This window comes from Treponema rectale, from assembly GCF_014202035.1.
GTDB lineage: Bacteria > Spirochaetota > Spirochaetia > Treponematales > Treponemataceae > Treponema_D > Treponema_D rectale.
Map to the genome: position 1 here is coordinate 396,262 of NZ_JACHFR010000003.1, position 15,173 is coordinate 411,434.

Below are 15,173 nucleotides of genomic sequence, written 5' to 3' on the forward strand. Positions count from 1 at the left end.
TCTGCATGTACCTGATAGGAGAAGAATTATGGAAAAAATAAGTGTTGGTGTTCTTGGTGCAACTGGTATGGTTGGTCAGCGCTATATAAAACTTCTGGAGAATCATCCGTGGTTTAAAGTAACTTATGTCGCTGCCTCACCGCGCAGTGCCGGAAAACTTTATAAGGATGTTGTATCTTCAAAATGGCTTATTGGGGAAGAAATTCCTGCTGATGTTGCAAACCTTACTATTCAGGATGCAAACGATGCAAAACTTGCTGTAGGAAAGTGTAAGTTTGTATTCTCTGCTCTTGAGATGGGCAAGGATGAAATAAAGGCTCTTGAAGAAGCTTATGCTGCAGAGGGAATCCCTGTAGTTTCAAATGCAAGTGCTAACCGCTGGACAGAAGACGTGCCTATGCTTGTTCCTGAAATTAACTATTCTCATCTTGATATTATTAAGAAGCAGCAGGAACATCACGGATGGAAAAAAGGATTTATTGCCGTAAAGCCTAACTGTTCCCTCCAGACTTACATGATGCCTCTTCATGCTCTTATTCAGGCTGGTTATCCTGTTAAGCGCATGATCGTAACTACTCTTCAGGCAACAAGTGGAGCCGGATATCCTGGAGTTCCTTCTTTTGACATGATTGATAATATCGTTCCGTTTATCGGCGGCGAGGAAGAAAAGACAGAAAAAGAATGTCTTAAGATTCTTGGTAAAGTTGATGGAGACAAAATTGCAAATGCAGCTCTTCCTCTTGTAAGCTCAACCTGTACCCGTGTTCCTGTAATTGACGGACATACAGCCTGCGTTTCTCTTGAATTTGATCTTCCGGAAGATAAAAAACCTTCTCTTGAAGAAATTGAAAAAATCTGGACTTCATATAAATCTGTGCCGCAGGAACTTGAACTTCCTAGTGCTCCTGTACATCCGATTGTTGTACGTCATGAAGAAAATCGTCCTCAGCCTAGGCGTGACCGCGAAACAGAAAAAGGCATGGCATGTGTAATCGGCCGTCTGCGCAAATGTGCTGTATTTGACGTTAAGTTTGTTGCACTGAGCCATAATACAAAGCGTGGTGCTGCAATGGGCGGTATTCTTAATGCGGAACTTCTTAAATCAAAGGGCTTTTTTGACAATCTCTAGGTTGCAGAATTGAACTTGAATAAAAAGTAAATTAGGAGTATAAAGAGATTATGATTAAATTGAACCTTCTACTATCCCTAGATTCTCACTGTGATTGCTCAGGCACTAGGTTTTAGTATTGTTCAATATCATATTTGATTTGTAAACAAAGGGACCTGTTGCTTAGGCGGCAGGTCTTTTTTTATTGTAAAAGGGAGTGTAATGATATGAGCGGAATGAATCCAAACGGAAAATACGGTTCTTTTGTTGATCTTGATTTTACAGAAAGAACATGGCCTTCAAAGAGAATAACAAAAGCCCCTCTCTGGTGTTCTGTTGACCTCAGGGACGGTAATCAGGCTCTTGTAAATCCAATGGGAATTGATACAAAGCTTGCATTCTTTGATCTTCTGGTAAAAATCGGTTTTAAGGAAATTGAAGTAGGATTTCCTGCTGCCAGTGATACTGAATATGATTTCTGCCGCCGCCTCATAGAAGAAAATCACATACCTGACGATGTAACGATTCAGGTTTTATGTCAGGCAAGGGAAAAACTTGTTAAAAAGACAGTGGAAGCTCTTAAGGGCTGTAAGCAGGCAATTTTTCATATTTATAATTCAACATCTCCTGCTCAGCGTAAGTATACCTTCGGAAAATCAAAGGAAGAAATTAAGCAGATTGCAGTAGAAGGGGTCCGCTGTATAAAAAGCTGTCTTTCTGAAGAAGACCGTAAAAAGATTCGCATTGAGTATTCTCCGGAAAGTTTTTCAATGACTGAAATTGACTATGCAATTGAAGTTTGCGAGGCTGTAAAGGCAGAGTGGGATCTTCTTCCCGGTGAAAAAATAATCATGAATCTTCCTACAACCGTTGAGTGCTATACTCCGAATGTTTATGCAGACAGAATTGAATATTTTGCAAAGCATATTTCAGACCGTGAGAATGTAATTATTTCAACCCACTGTCATAATGACAGGGGAACCGGTGTTGCTTCAGCAGAACTTGCCCTTCTTGCAGGCGCTGACAGAACTGAAGGCTGTCTTTTCGGAAACGGAGAACGTACCGGAAACCTTGATATAGTTAATGTTGCCCTTAATATGTTTTCTGAGGGAATTGATCCTGAACTTGATTTTACAAATCTTCCTGAAATTGCAGAACTGTATAACCGCTTTACCGGAATGGAAATTAATCCGAGAAGCCCGTGGGCGGGAGAACTTGTATTTACGGCATTCAGCGGTTCTCATCAGGATGCCATCAGAAAAGGAATGGCTGCCAGAACAAAGATGGATAAAAATGCTCTTTGGGATGTTCCTTACCTTCTTATTGATCCTCATGATATCGGACGTCAGTATGAAGGAATAATCCGTATCAACAGTCAGAGCGGAAAGGGTGGAGCTGCCTATATTCTTGAAGAAAAATATGGACTTATTCTTCCTAAGGCCATGCATCCTGCTTTGGGAGACATTATCAAGACTGCTGCTGATAAAGCTCAGCGTGAACTTCAGACAGAAGAAATTTACAATCTCTTCGTTAAACAGTGGCTTGATGCAAAGGGAAATCTCTCTATTGTAGACCTTTCTGAAACTCATCTCGAAGGAAGCGGAACTTCCGGAGAAACTACCATGTGCCGCGGCGTAGTAACCTGGAAGGGAGAAAAGTTTACTATCGGTGAAAAAGGAAACGGACCTCTTGATGCCTTTTCTTCAGCATTAAAGTCAACTCCTGCTCCAGCCTTCAGTATTACTGCATTCCATGAACACAGTGTCGGAACCGGAAACGATACCAGTGCCGTTGCTTATGTTCAGATTACCTGTGAAGACGGACAGCAGTATTGGGGTGCCGGAAAATCCACCAGTGTCGGAAGGGCTGGTATTGATGCTGTTGTAAGCGCCCTTAACCAGATAAGATAAGTTTTATAACAGAAAATTATCCAGGCAGAGGCTTTGCAGAATGTAACCCTGATTGTCATCCGGTGTTTGTTTTATTGACTATTGCAAGGGCAATAAACACGCAGTTTTGGGGGCTGTGTTCTGACTTAAAGATTGTACTTATCAATCAGCCCCTTTTTTCTGCATCCTCCTCTCCTTTTGACCTCCGCAGCATCCGTTGGATATGCGGGGGTTTTTCTTTTTAAATCCCCGTACTTTTAAAAAAAATAAAATATTTTATAAAAAAAATCAAAAATCCTATTGACCATTTTTATGTTAATGTATATATTATCCTCACGTTCAACGAACGGATGGGCTATTAGCTCAGGTGGTAGAGCACCGCCCTTTTAAGGCGGCTGTCTGCAGTTCGAGTCTGCAATAGCTCACATTAAGCATCGGAAGTAATTCCGGTGCTTTTTTTTTACCCCGGATAGTACTGTCTTTTAATATTCAGCCGGCATTGTTCTTTATGTTAAAAGCAGTTATAATCCCAGGAGAAATTAAGATTAACTGTTATATATGAGGTTTTTATGGAAAAAGAAGTAAGGGTTCGCTATGCTCCGTCTCCAACCGGGCTTCAGCATATCGGCGGCGTAAGAACTGCGCTTTTTAATTATCTTTATGCACGTTCACAGGGTGGAAAATTTATTCTCCGTCTTGAAGATACAGACCGTACCCGTTATGACGAGAAGTATGTACAGAACCTGTATGATACTATGGCATGGCTTGGAATTGACTGGGATGAAGGCGGTTCAAAAGGGGGTGAATATGGCCCTTATGTTCAGAGTGAGCGTTTTGAGCTTTACAAGGAATATGCACAGAAACTTGTAGAGAAGGGTGAGGCCTATTACTGTTTCTGTGACGCAGAACGTCTCGAAAGAATCAGAAAAATACAGACAGAAAACAAGCTTCCACCTGGATATGACCGCAACTGCCGTCATCTTACTCCTGAGGAAATCAAGGCTAATCTTGATGCAGGAAAACCTTACGTAATAAGACTTAAGGTTCCTCTTGAGGGAGAAACAAAATTTACTGATCATCTTCTTGGTGACATCGTCTGGAAAAATGAAGATATTTCTCCAGATCCTGTTCTGCTTAAGTCAGACGGATTTCCTACATATCATCTTGCAAATATTGTAGATGACCATATGATGAAAATTACTCATGTAATGCGTGCTCAGGAATGGATTCCTTCAACACCTCTTCATGTTCAGATGTACCGTTCATTTGGCTGGGAACATCCGGAATTCTGCCATCTTCCGATGGTAAACGGTTCTGACGGTAAGAAGCTTTCAAAACGTCACGGATCAACATCCCTTAATGAATTCCGCGCAAGAGGCTATCTTCCACAGGCAATCGTTAATTATGTAGCTCTTCTCGGCTGTTCTTATGATGATGGTGTTGATATGTATACTCTTGAAGAGCTTGGAAAGAAGTTTAAGCTTGAACATCTTAATAAGGCTCCTGCAGTTTTTGATTACAAAAAGCTTGAGTGGTATAACGGTCAGTATATCCGTGCACTTACTGATGAAGAACTTTATAAGTGGACACTGCCTTTTATTACCGGAACAGGAGACGCATGTCTTGAAATTAATCCTGAAAATCCTCAGCCGAAACCAAAAGTTGGTCCGGAATATTCTGGAGTAGCTATGGGAGATGATGGAGAACCGGTTTGTGTAGATTCTTCAATGAATATGTCATCGGCAGATGTAAAGGCTGCATTGATGAAGCTTATGCCTCTCATTAAAGAACGCCTTCATTTCCTTACGGATGCTGCAGAAATGGTTCACTTCCTTTTTACAGAACCGGCAGTTCCTCCTAAGGCTGACATCATTCCTAAAAAGATTGATGAGGCAAAGACAAAAGAAGTTCTTGAAAATGCAATTGAATTCGTAAAACAGCTTCCTTCTCTTGATCATGAAGCCAGCGAAGCTCTCGCAAAAAGCTATGCGGAAAAACTTGGAATAAAGCTGGGAGATTTCATGATGCCTATACGCATGGCTGTAACAGGAAGTCGTGTTTCTCCACCTCTTATGGGATCGATTCTTATACTTGGTGTTGAGAAATCTGTAGAAAGAATCCGCAGGACTCTTGCAGAGTTTTAATTGAACTGAACTGGAAAAATGGCCGTTGTTTCCTGCATGGAAAGGGCGGTCTTTTTTTGCTTTTTAGAAAAATACATTGAGGTGCATGCCATTATGAGTGACAACGATGTAAATTCCACAATTAAAGAAATCTGCTCGCTGCTTGCCGAAATTAAGGATGAAACACTTATCTTTGATTTTTTCGGCTGTCTGTTTACTAAGGCAGAACTTAAAGATTTTTCGAACCGCTGGAATCTTGTAAAGGAACTTGATGCCGGAACTACTCAGCGCGAAATTGCAAAAAAATTCAGTATGTCATTGTGCAATATTACCAGAGGTTCCCGTGAAATGAAAAAGGAAGACTCTGCTTTTACGAAAGTTCTTTCTATCCTGAAAAACCGGGAAAAGGCTGATCAGTAAACATATATTTCTTTTTTTATAGTCATTGCGGGAATTTGAGTTTGTTTTATGATGACTGTATCTGATTGAATATGAATATCCGGTAGAGTATCCTTCTGTTTCTGGATGCTTTACCGGATATTTTTTTTATTGAGGGGGTAGTACAAACCCTCAAAACGGCGAAGTCAAGGCTTTAAGCGTTAGCGTGCCTTGACTCGACGTATTTGTTTTTATTTACGATTCTTGTTTCTGTTTTGCCGGTTGCAATTTCAATATAGCGTACGAATAATGAAACTTTATTGTCTTCATTCAGGTTGTTCCATATTCTTTCTGTTAATTCATCGATGTTTCCCTTGAGTTCAACTTTTTCCGGTTCTCCGCTGAAGCTTGGAAGTGGATTTCCGTTCTGCATGTATGTGTGAATGTAACGGCCTGTTCCTGCGGCAGGGTTTTCGTAGGCAAAGGTAAAGCGGTTTGTTCCGTTTTCATCTCCGTCATCACTTTTCAAAATTGAAAGGGTAATATCGTATTTTGAGTTTTCAACATGGAGTGCTGCAGAAATACGCGGGGTAAAATTAGGAGCGTCAGGTTCAAATTTCCTTGAGCGAAGGGACTGTTCAAATGTAAGTCCTTTTTTAAGTCCGTCCCATGCTGTGTCAGTCTGGTCTCCGTTGGTAACTACTGTAATTCCAGGAAGAACTTTTACAGGAGAGTAGATTATAAGGCTTGGATCTGTGAGCTTTGAAGGATCGAAGGCCTGTGTTTTTATACCGTCACCTTCTTCAACAAAAACTCTGTTTCTGCTGTTTTCGCTTCTTCCCATAATCCAGTAGGCAGCAACGGCATATTTACCGTCTTCTGATTTTCCTGCAATAATTCCTCTTCCCGGATATTCATTTTGAGAAAGAGTTGATGCAAGGTCTTTTTTTTCCATTTTGTTCTCCTTTATAAAGCTCCGGCGGCATTCATACGTTTTCAAATGTTTTTGATTGCGTCTTCCGGCAGTTTTTCCGGATTATATCATAGTTGTTGGCGTTTTTCTATTATTCGGGGTATAATAATTGTATGGCAGATACAACAGTAGTTAACGCAAGTCCCCTGGGCCAGCATCTTGAAAGGATTGCAGAAAGCCAGCAGGTTTCGTATTTGGTATTCAACAAGAAACGCATAACCCTTGTTGCAAAGATTACAATCGGCAGAGAAACGGACAATACCATTGTCATTGACAATAAACTTGCCAGCCGTCATCACTGTATGATTCAGAAAATACGTGATGCTTATTTCCTGAAAGATGAAAACTCAACAAACGGAACATTTCTGAATGGAAGACGCATTCCTCCTGATAAGTATGTACGTTTGAATCCCGGTGATAAGATTACAGTGGGATCTTCTAACCTTATAATGGGCTGATTTTTTTTGATGAATCAAAACAGTTTATTAAAAAAAATTGAGGATTATGTCTCTCTTGATAAACTTCCTGATGACCGGACTGCTATGGAAGAACTGGATGAGGCGGTTTCTGTTTTAGAAAACGAAACTGCTTTTTACCGGCCTGTAAAGCGGAACGGAAAATGCGGAGCCCTTCTGGATTTTACGAAAAATACTCTTCCTGTAATTCTTGTTCCTGATCTTCACGGACGGAAAGATTTTCTTCTTAATCTGCTGAAACTGGATGTTTCCTCATTAAAAAAAACAGGAGCCTTTGACGGTACTGCATTCAGTTCAGCCGGCTGTCGTGTGGCAGATCTTCTTGCAGAAAAAGAAATAATAGTTGTATGCGTTGGTGACGGCATTCATTCAGAAAAGCGCGGAAGAATGAGGTGGATGCAGGCTTATGAAGACTGGAAATGCAGCGCTGCGGCAGGTCCGTCGATGCAGGAAGAAATGAAAGAAAATATTGCCACCATGCGTGCCGTTATGGAACTAAAAAAAATCTTTCCTGAAAACTTTCATTTTCTTAAGGGAAATCACGAAAACATTCTTAATTCATCAGAAAACGGAAATCTTCCCTTTTACAAATATGCAAACGAAGGCCAGATGACCTGTGATTTCATACGGCAGGTGTATGGTGATGCAGTTTTATATCTGATCAGCCTTTGGGAAAAAAATCTTCCGCTGTGCTGTGCTTTTAAGGATTTTTGTGTTTCTCATGCAGAGCCCGGAAAATTCTATACCAGAAAAAAAATAATAGAAGGCAGCGGAGAAGTGGTGCATTCCTTTACCTGGACGGATAATGATGCAGCTGATGAGGGATGCGTTCAGAAACTCTTTAAGGAACTTACGGGACTTGATAAAGAAAAAGCCCTCTGGTTTGGAGGACACAGACCTGTAAGAGATAAATTTTATTTAAGGCAGAACGGTTCTTATGTTCAGTTTCATAATCCTGAAAAAATGAACGTTGCTGTTGTGGGCAGGGCTAGTGACTTTGATCCTGAAAAAAGTATAATCAGTGTGATTTAAAACTAAAGAGGTAAAAATGGCTGTTGTTCCGGAAGTGATTGGAAAATATAAGATACTGTCTGTTGTTGCAGTAGGAGGAATGGGTACTGTTTACAGGGCCCTGCATCCTTCCCTGAAGAGAACTGTAATCATAAAGAAACTTATGCTGAAAGCAGGCGGACAGTCCATCAGGGAACGGTTTAAGCGTGAGGCGCAGATTCTTCTTGATCTTTCTTCTCCTTATGTAGTCCGTATGTTTGATTATTTTACGGAAGGAAGGTCTGATTATATCGTTCTGGAGTTTGTTGACGGAATGTCTCTGGATAAACTCATCGAGAGGCAGGTTTCTCTTCCGGCAGAATTATCTCTTCTTATTTTTCTTGATGCCTGTTACGGATTGAAACATGCACATTCAAAGGGAATAATCCACAGGGATATAAAGCCAGGTAATATTCTTATTTCAAGACATGGTGAGGTAAAACTTGCTGACTTTGGAATCGCTTCGGCAGAAAAAGAAAGTGATGTTTCAGAAAATAAAATTCAGGAAAAAGCAGCAGAAAAAACTGTTTCCGATTCAAAGAAAATTTCAGACAGCATAACCCGTTCCGGTTCAACTCTCGGCACTCCGGCTTATATGAGCCCTGAACAGATTGCAGATTCAAGTAAGGTAGATCAGAGGGCTGACATTTATTCCATGGGGGTCATGCTCTATGAAATGGTTACGGGAACAAAACCTTATCCCGGTGAAATGACCAGAAAGAATATAAGCCGCATAAAAAAAGGGGAGTATGTTCCTCCAAAAAAACTTGATCCGAAGCTTCCTTCTGTTGTCTGTTCCCTCATAAAAAAAATGATGCAGCCAAGGGCTGAAAGAAGGTTTAAGAATATTGATGCAGTCATAAAAAAAATCAGGGCTTATCTTTCCCGATATGATACTCATGCACTCAGGGTTCAGCTTGCCCAGTCGGTAATTTCATCAAAAGCCCTTTCCTATGAAGTCATGAAGCCAAAGCGGCGATGGTTTTCTTTTGTATTTACATGTGTCCTTACTTTTATATTGATTGCAGCTTCCATTCGTTTTGCCTGGAACGAGGGCTATATTCATAAAACGCTTTTAAGCCGGTGGTATTCTCCTGTTACTTTAAGCCTTAAACTGCCTTCAACTGCCAGTGCTGATGCCGACCTTCAGTCCAGGGCATTCTTTTTTGTAGATGACAATGACCATATTCCGGAGGTAAAAAACACAAGACGCATCTTTACTGCAGATGAAAAATCTTCTGGCGCTGCCCTGTACTGCAGTACGAAACCAGTGTATTTGAAACCGGGAAAATACAGGGTTAAGATTGCATCTGGACCTTATGTGTGCTGGAAAAATATAAACGTCACCGGAGATGCCCTTAATGTTTCCGTGGATTTTTCCCGCGGCAATGCAGTCAGAAAGATAAACCTTCATACGTCGGCCTGTGATGTGGAGAGCGGACAGGATATTTCTTCCGGAACCCGTTTTCTGATTCTGTATGGAAATTCCTACGTTGATCTTGATACTGTTAATCCTTCTCATTTTGTCACCAGTAATGTATATAAGTTTAAGGCTGTTCATAAAGATTATGAGGATGAGTATTTCAGTCTCAGACTTGACTGGTATCAGGATGAACTTTTCATTAATGCCGGGATGAAAAAAAAGAAATGACTTCGGTTTTACTTACAAAAGAGTCTCAGGTGTCCGTCTGGAAATACTTGTCGTCAATTCTTGAGAAGGACGGGCTTTCTGTAAAGATAATGACGGATCATGAGGAATTTTATTCTTACGTAGAAGCACATCAATTCAATGAGATTGATTTTGTTCTCGTTGATATGTCTTCCGTTCAGCTTGATTCTTTTAATCCGTACAGTCTTTTTCTTGATGAAGGAATACTGATTCCTGTCGTGGTATACAATGATCCTTTTCCGCAGTGTGACCGGAGGGCATTTTACTGGGCTTTGAAAAACGAAGAATATTTTAATCCTATTTTTACGGTTTCAAAACTCGCAAAGTACAGTACAATCTGGATCCGCCTGCAGAATCTGCTGGAAAGTCCTGAAATAAATCCTTACATCAGCTGCATATGCCGTGAGAAAGAGTTTTCCCCTGAGGGAAACGTCAGCAGTTTCGAGGATTTTTTGAGGAAAAATCATTTGGGCGGTCTGAAGGAAAAACTTATCAGTTATCTTTATGACAGAAAAAACAGAAAGGCTGCAGTTTCAGAAATCTGTATGTATCTATGGAATGAAGACAGTCAGAAAACGCGAAGGCATTTGTGTACGCTGGTTCATGAACTAAGGAATTTTTTGAAAAATAAAAACGTAACTTTCCTGCAGCTCCTTCGGGTTTCAAAAGAAACTTACATGCTTTCTGTAATTTCTGCCGGATAATAAAAAAGGGGATGACCAGTAAGTTCAAAAACTGTCATTTTCGGGCTGTCAACAACTTTTTATAAGTGTCATTTTCGGGCCCGACCCGAAAATCCCTCTGCACGAGATTGCCGCATCAAGTGCGGCAATGACAGGCTGTCGAGCACGGCAATGACTCATACTTATTGGACAGCCCCCGCAGGTTAAATTTTTTATTTACCTGATGTTCGCTTTTATGAATTCAAGCTTCAGGTCTTTAAGTTTTTCCGTTATAGAAACCTTATAGATGTGAGGATTCAGGATTCTTTTGTATGAAGGATCAAGAGTTTCTATTTCCTTCATCATGACTTCACGGCTTTTTTTCAACTGTACTGAATCGTCCAGTCTTTCTTTTGTTCTCTGTCCGTCTTTAAGTCTGAGTGAAAGCATCGGTTTTACGGAAGCTGCCTTGAAGGTAAACTGTCTGTAGTCAATCATGGTGTGGTAGAAACGGTATTCTTTTTCAGGTTCGATGGTTTCATTTTCCAGCCCCAGAATGTCTGCCCTTGCCATGGAGTTTTCATCATAAAGTCTCCAGACGTTCTTTATGCCCGGATTTGTAGTTTTTGCAGGATTGTCTGAGAATTTCATTGCAGGAACCATTTCATTTTTTACTGCATCATGACGGGCTGCCAGTTTATATACACCGGTAAAGCTTGCTTCGTTGCCCCCTGTGACCATATGTGTGCCGACACCCCAGCTTGCTATTGGTGCATTTTGCTGTACGAGGGTTTCTATGATTTCTTCCGTCAGTTCATTTGAAACGGAAATAAATGCCTGCGGAAAGCCCGCCTTGTCAAGTTCCTTGCGGACCTGCTGGGTAAGGTATGAAATATCCCCGGAATCAAGTCTGACTCCGAAGTTGTATCCCTGTTCAACAAGTTTTGCACCAGCCTTTATGGCGTTCTTGATTCCGCTTTTTAAGGTGTCGTATGTATCAATAAGGAATACTGTTTTTTCAGGATAAATTTTTGCATAGGCTTCAAAAGCTTCCAGTTCACTTGGAAAACTCATTATCCATGAATGAGCCATTGTTCCCATTACCGGTATGCCGTATATTTTTCCTGCAAGGGTGTTGCTTGTTCCTGCAGCACCTCCAATGTAGGCAGCCCTGGTTGCGCTCATTGCACCGTCCGGTCCCTGAGCACGCCTGAGTCCAAATTCCATTATGCTGCCTTTTTTGCTGGCGAGCCACACTCTGGCGGTTTTTGTGGCAATAAGGCTTTGAAAATTTATATGGTTGAGTACTAAACCTTCCAGAATCTGGGCTTCAATAAGGTTAGCATGAATGCGGACAAGAGGTTCCTGAGGAAAAATAACGGAACCTTCTTCAAATGACCATAAGTCTCCTGAGAATTTAAAGTCTCTGAGGTAGTCAAGAAATCCTTCTTCAAAAATTTTCTGACTTCTAAGATAATCTATGTCTTCGTCTGAAAATCTGAATTCCGTAATTACGTCAAGAAGAGTTTCTATTCCGGCAAAAATGCTGAAGCCTCCGTTAAACGGATTTCTTCTGAAAAACATATCAAACACAACTTTATGGTTCATGTTCTGTTTCCAGTATCCCTGAGCCATAGTCAGTTCATAAAAATCTGTAAAAAGTGCGCTTGTGATTCTGTACTGCTGATTCATAAATCGTCCTTCTGCTAAAACAAAATTATATCAATTGCTTGGTCTTTTGCAATATTTGAAAGTAAACCATGCGCCTGCATAGCGTCCGATAAATCTGCTGGCTGCTGCTTTAAATTTCCACTTGAAGGCAAACATGGAGTAAAGTTTTCCCTTCCTGGATGCCTTTACTGCATGACGTACGGTTTTGACAGGATCTTTTCCGTGAAGAACTTCTTTTCTTGCACCTCTGGATGCTACATCTGCAAATTCCGTGCTTACGGGACCGGGACAGAGAGCCGTAACGCTTATTCCTCTGTGTTTCAGCTCAGCCCTTAGCGCAACACTGAAACTCAGGACGAATGCTTTTGAAGCTCCGTATACCGCAAAGTTTCCCAGAGGAAGGAATGAAGCAAGACTTGCGGTATTAATTATTCTGCTTCCTTTTTTCATATATGGAAGTGCAAATCCTGTAATTCCTGTCAGGGAAGTGCAGTTGAGTTCAATCATGTCCATTTCCCGTTCTGTGTCGGTATCTGCAAATTCTCCGTAGGTTCCGAAGCCGGCATTATTTACAAGAACTTTTATGCAGATGCCTCCTTCTTTTTCGTGAATTTTGTTTTCTTCTTCCAGCAGGGCTTTTATTTCAAAAGCTCCTTTTTTTCCGCTTATATCCAGGGCAACAGGTTTTACTTTTACGCCTGAGTGCTTAAGTTCTATTTCTTTTTTTAGAGCTTCAAGCCTGTCGTTTCTTCTTGCAACGAGCCACAGTTCATCCGGCTGTTCATCCGCAAGTTCTGCTGCGAAACAGGTCCCCATTCCGCTGGATGCACCGGTTACTATTATTATTTCTTTCATACAGGTTAAATTATAGCATTAAAACTTTTTTTATTATATATCATGCTTTTGCCGGTACTTTTTTTAATATTTAAATTTAATATGTTATCTGATAATCTACAGGACATGAGCTTTTGTTTAAGAAAAGGGATGATTGTTTTAATTGCAGCTTTTATTTTAACCGGAATCCCCTGTTATCCGGCAGATTCATTTTCAAAGGAAGAGCAGGAAGAGGCTGCCCTCAGTTATGTCAGGAATATGTCTCCTGAGGATGCTGCAAGCCAGCTGTTCCTTGTAAATATAGAAGGCAGTACTGTCTTTAATGCTGTAGAGTCATATGCAGATATATATCCGGAACTGGAGTCAGAAAAGGAAAAACTTTCTGACAGGGTTCTCGTTCCCGGGGGCTGTCTGTTTTTTTCATATAATATTGGTGAAAATGCCGTTCAGGTAATGCACTACATTGAGTCAATAAAAAAAGTTTATGATGATTCAGGATTACCTTTTCCTATTATTGCGGTAGATCAGGAAGGAGGCGTTGTAAACAGGCTGCGTTCTGTTACAAGTCCGTTACCTTCAAGCCAGAAGACTGCGTCAGTTCTTTCACCTTCGGAGGCGGAACGGCTGTATTTTTTTCAGGCGGAACAGATGAAGGCTCTCGGCTTTACAATGAATCTTTCTCCCGTGGCAGAACCGCTGGTGGAGGAGAACAGGGATTTTCTTCTTACAAGAAGTTTCGGTTCTCCTGCTAAAACAGTGGCTTATTGCATTGCACAGATAAATGCTTTTGAGGCTTCAGGAATCTGTACTGTCGTAAAGCATTTTCCTGGTAACACGAATACAGATCCTCATACAGGGCTTCCGGAAATAACAGTGCCTGAATCTGAGTTTTACAGGGTTTACCTGAAACCGTTTGAATTCATTCTTACTGTCAGTCCCGGTGCAGTTCTTATGTCACATGCCAGGGTTGCTTTTTCAGAAGTAAATGAGCCTGCAGCCTTGAGCAGCTACTGGATAAATGAAAAATTAAAAAACGAATATCTTTATGATGGTCTTGTAATAAGCGATGATATTTTTATGGCGGCTTTGAGCAGAAACGGTTTTCCTCCGGAAACTGCCGCTGTAAAAGCTGTAGAAGCCGGTACTGACATAATAATGCTCAGTGAAAAACGCTTTGCATCTGCATTGAGAGTGCTTCTGGATAAAGCTGCTTCGGATGAATCTTTCAGAAACCGTCTTGAAAAATCAGAACAGAGGGTAATCCTTTCTAAAATTCATTATGGTATTCTGGAATGTTACAGAAATGAAGATGGAAAAGTCTGCGTCCGAAATAAAAAAGATGAAATGCCTGAACGTAAAAGACTTGATGTGTTCCTTGAATCTTATGAATCGGGAATGAATTTTTATCGGAAGAATTTCTAGAGGAAAGCAGTTTATGAAACAGAAAGATTCTGAAAAAAAACTTACTGGTGCCCGGGGATTTGATGAGTATTACAAGGCTCTTTATGGAGAAAGGTGGCCTGTATTGAAAGAAGCTCTTTTCAGAGAAAATATTTATGTGGAATTATCCTGGAACAGAGAATCATATTTTATGGATCCGGGAAGCATAGTTGCCGCAATGTGCCTGCCGGTGGATGGGGCAGAGAAACTTCTTGATTTGTGTGCTGCCCCCGGCGGTAAAACTCTTGTCCTTGCAGGAATAAAAAATAAGGAATGCAGCCTCAAGTCAAATGAAAGGTCTGCTCCAAGAAAAGCCCGGCTTGATAAAGTTGTAGAGTCCGTATTGCCTGAAGAGGTTTTGCCTGCCGTTGTTACCAGTCATAGTGACGGTGCGCTCTGGTGTAAAAGAGAAAGTGAAGCCTATGATTCGATACTTCTGGATGCACCCTGTTCCAGCGAGCGTCATGTTCTTGCGGATTCAAAATATCTGAATGACTGGTCTCCTTCAAGAATCCGCACTCTTTCAATGGAACAGTGGTCCCTTATGTCTTCAGCCTGGCGTCTGTTAAGGAAAGAGGGTTTTCTTTTGTATGGTACCTGTGCCCTGAGCCGGGACGAAAATGACGGAGTAGTAGCAAAATTACTGAAAAAATTTGATGACGGGGAGGTTTGTTCTCTGGAATACATTTCCGGTATTTTTGCACGTAATGTTTCTGTTTTTTCTGGAACTATGAAATCGGAACTCTCTGAAAATGTTTCTGAATACTTAAAGAAAATATTTTCGCTTGCGGTTAAGACTGAATATGGTTTTCATATACGTCCTGACTGTGCAGAAGGTGCAGGTCCGCTTTATTTTTCCCTTATAAAAAAAATAAACAAAAATTAAAAAAATAAGAAAAA

13 protein-coding genes and 1 tRNA gene are annotated in these 15,173 nt (G+C 40.8%); 11 read left to right on the forward strand and 3 right to left on the reverse strand.

Annotation, left to right across the window (positions count from 1 at the left end):
- Positions 1-28 precede the first annotated feature (28 nt).
- From asd to HNP77_RS10640, 5 genes are all read left to right on the forward strand, one after another.
- Positions 29-1,129, forward strand: a complete 1,101-nt coding sequence (gene asd, locus HNP77_RS10620) for an aspartate-semialdehyde dehydrogenase (RefSeq protein WP_184653157.1) — start codon at positions 29-31, stop codon at positions 1,127-1,129.
- 206 nt (positions 1,130-1,335) lie between these two features.
- Positions 1,336-3,018, forward strand: a complete 1,683-nt coding sequence (locus HNP77_RS10625) for a 2-isopropylmalate synthase (RefSeq protein ID WP_184653158.1) — start codon at positions 1,336-1,338, stop codon at positions 3,016-3,018.
- Positions 3,019-3,349: 331 nt separating this feature from the next.
- Positions 3,350-3,422: transfer RNA gene (locus tag HNP77_RS10630), tRNA-Lys, on the forward strand.
- A 144-nt stretch (positions 3,423-3,566) separates the two neighbouring features.
- Positions 3,567-5,141 (forward strand): glutamate--tRNA ligase, encoded by a 1,575-nt coding sequence (gene gltX, locus HNP77_RS10635; RefSeq protein WP_184653159.1) that lies wholly within the window; start codon positions 3,567-3,569, stop codon positions 5,139-5,141.
- Positions 5,142-5,234: 93 nt separating this feature from the next.
- Entirely contained in the window at positions 5,235-5,540 is a 306-nt protein-coding gene (locus tag HNP77_RS10640; RefSeq protein WP_184653160.1) for a Trp family transcriptional regulator, read from the forward strand.
- 172 nt (positions 5,541-5,712) lie between these two features.
- On the opposite strand, the gene HNP77_RS10645 is transcribed toward HNP77_RS10640, so the two are convergent.
- The gene (locus HNP77_RS10645; RefSeq protein WP_184653161.1) at positions 5,713-6,453 is read right to left on the reverse strand and encodes an IMP cyclohydrolase; all 741 of its coding nucleotides are present in this window, start codon (positions 6,451-6,453) and stop codon (positions 5,713-5,715) included.
- A 131-nt stretch (positions 6,454-6,584) separates the two neighbouring features.
- Between HNP77_RS10645 and HNP77_RS10650 the strand changes: the two genes are divergently transcribed.
- Genes HNP77_RS10650 through HNP77_RS10665 form a run of 4 tightly spaced genes read left to right on the forward strand, consistent with a single transcriptional unit; the run spans position 6,585 to position 10,370 of the window.
- Complete coding sequence (locus HNP77_RS10650) at positions 6,585-6,929, forward strand: FHA domain-containing protein (RefSeq protein WP_184653162.1); 345 nt, start codon at positions 6,585-6,587, stop codon at positions 6,927-6,929.
- A gap of 9 nt (positions 6,930-6,938) precedes the next feature.
- Positions 6,939-7,979 (forward strand): metallophosphoesterase, encoded by a 1,041-nt coding sequence (locus tag HNP77_RS10655; protein WP_246428928.1) that lies wholly within the window; start codon positions 6,939-6,941, stop codon positions 7,977-7,979.
- Positions 7,980-7,995: 16 nt separating this feature from the next.
- The gene (locus HNP77_RS10660; protein ID WP_184653165.1) at positions 7,996-9,648 is read left to right on the forward strand and encodes a serine/threonine protein kinase; all 1,653 of its coding nucleotides are present in this window, start codon (positions 7,996-7,998) and stop codon (positions 9,646-9,648) included.
- Positions 9,645-10,370 (forward strand): hypothetical protein, encoded by a 726-nt coding sequence (locus HNP77_RS10665; RefSeq protein WP_184653167.1) that lies wholly within the window; start codon positions 9,645-9,647, stop codon positions 10,368-10,370. Before HNP77_RS10660 ends, HNP77_RS10665 begins: the two co-directional genes overlap by 4 nt.
- A 195-nt stretch (positions 10,371-10,565) precedes the next feature.
- Here HNP77_RS10665 and HNP77_RS10670 read toward each other — a convergent pair whose 3' ends face one another.
- Together HNP77_RS10670 and HNP77_RS10675 are read right to left on the reverse strand one after the other, a co-directional pair.
- Positions 10,566-12,020 carry a nicotinate phosphoribosyltransferase gene (locus tag HNP77_RS10670; RefSeq protein WP_184653169.1) on the reverse strand — a complete coding sequence of 485 codons (1,455 nt, stop codon included), beginning with the start codon at positions 12,018-12,020 and terminating at the stop codon, positions 10,566-10,568.
- 30 nt (positions 12,021-12,050) lie between these two features.
- Positions 12,051-12,854: an SDR family NAD(P)-dependent oxidoreductase gene (locus HNP77_RS10675; RefSeq protein WP_184653171.1), complete on the reverse strand. Its 804-nt coding sequence runs from the start codon at positions 12,852-12,854 to the stop codon at positions 12,051-12,053.
- Positions 12,855-12,983: 129 nt separating this feature from the next.
- Here HNP77_RS10675 and HNP77_RS10680 point away from each other — a divergent pair, with 129 nt between their 5' ends.
- Together HNP77_RS10680 and HNP77_RS10685 are read left to right on the forward strand one after the other, a co-directional pair.
- On the forward strand, positions 12,984-14,255 hold the full coding sequence (locus tag HNP77_RS10680; protein ID WP_184653173.1) for a glycoside hydrolase family 3 N-terminal domain-containing protein: 1,272 nt from the start codon (positions 12,984-12,986) through the stop codon (positions 14,253-14,255).
- A 13-nt stretch (positions 14,256-14,268) separates the two neighbouring features.
- Positions 14,269-15,159 (forward strand): RsmB/NOP family class I SAM-dependent RNA methyltransferase, encoded by an 891-nt coding sequence (locus tag HNP77_RS10685; protein ID WP_184653175.1) that lies wholly within the window; start codon positions 14,269-14,271, stop codon positions 15,157-15,159.
- Positions 15,160-15,173: the final 14 nt, after the last annotated feature.

What these genes read in the sequence shown, in the direction of transcription:
- asd (WP_184653157.1), top strand. Translation starts at nt 29, where the DNA reads ATGGAAAAAATAAGTGTTGGTGTTCTTGGTGCAACTGGTATGGTTGGT.
- HNP77_RS10625 (WP_184653158.1), top strand. Translation starts at nt 1,336, where the DNA reads ATGAGCGGAATGAATCCAAACGGAAAATACGGTTCTTTTGTTGATCTT.
- gltX (WP_184653159.1), top strand. Translation starts at nt 3,567, where the DNA reads ATGGAAAAAGAAGTAAGGGTTCGCTATGCTCCGTCTCCAACCGGGCTT.
- HNP77_RS10640 (WP_184653160.1), top strand. Translation starts at nt 5,235, where the DNA reads ATGAGTGACAACGATGTAAATTCCACAATTAAAGAAATCTGCTCGCTG.
- HNP77_RS10645 (WP_184653161.1), bottom strand. Translation starts at nt 6,453, where the DNA reads ATGGAAAAAAAAGACCTTGCATCAACTCTTTCTCAAAATGAATATCCG.
- HNP77_RS10650 (WP_184653162.1), top strand. Translation starts at nt 6,585, where the DNA reads ATGGCAGATACAACAGTAGTTAACGCAAGTCCCCTGGGCCAGCATCTT.
- HNP77_RS10655 (WP_246428928.1), top strand. Translation starts at nt 6,939, where the DNA reads ATGAATCAAAACAGTTTATTAAAAAAAATTGAGGATTATGTCTCTCTT.
- HNP77_RS10660 (WP_184653165.1), top strand. Translation starts at nt 7,996, where the DNA reads ATGGCTGTTGTTCCGGAAGTGATTGGAAAATATAAGATACTGTCTGTT.
- HNP77_RS10665 (WP_184653167.1), top strand. Translation starts at nt 9,645, where the DNA reads ATGACTTCGGTTTTACTTACAAAAGAGTCTCAGGTGTCCGTCTGGAAA.
- HNP77_RS10670 (WP_184653169.1), bottom strand. Translation starts at nt 12,020, where the DNA reads ATGAATCAGCAGTACAGAATCACAAGCGCACTTTTTACAGATTTTTAT.
- HNP77_RS10675 (WP_184653171.1), bottom strand. Translation starts at nt 12,854, where the DNA reads ATGAAAGAAATAATAATAGTAACCGGTGCATCCAGCGGAATGGGGACC.
- HNP77_RS10680 (WP_184653173.1), top strand. Translation starts at nt 12,984, where the DNA reads ATGATTGTTTTAATTGCAGCTTTTATTTTAACCGGAATCCCCTGTTAT.
- HNP77_RS10685 (WP_184653175.1), top strand. Translation starts at nt 14,269, where the DNA reads ATGAAACAGAAAGATTCTGAAAAAAAACTTACTGGTGCCCGGGGATTT.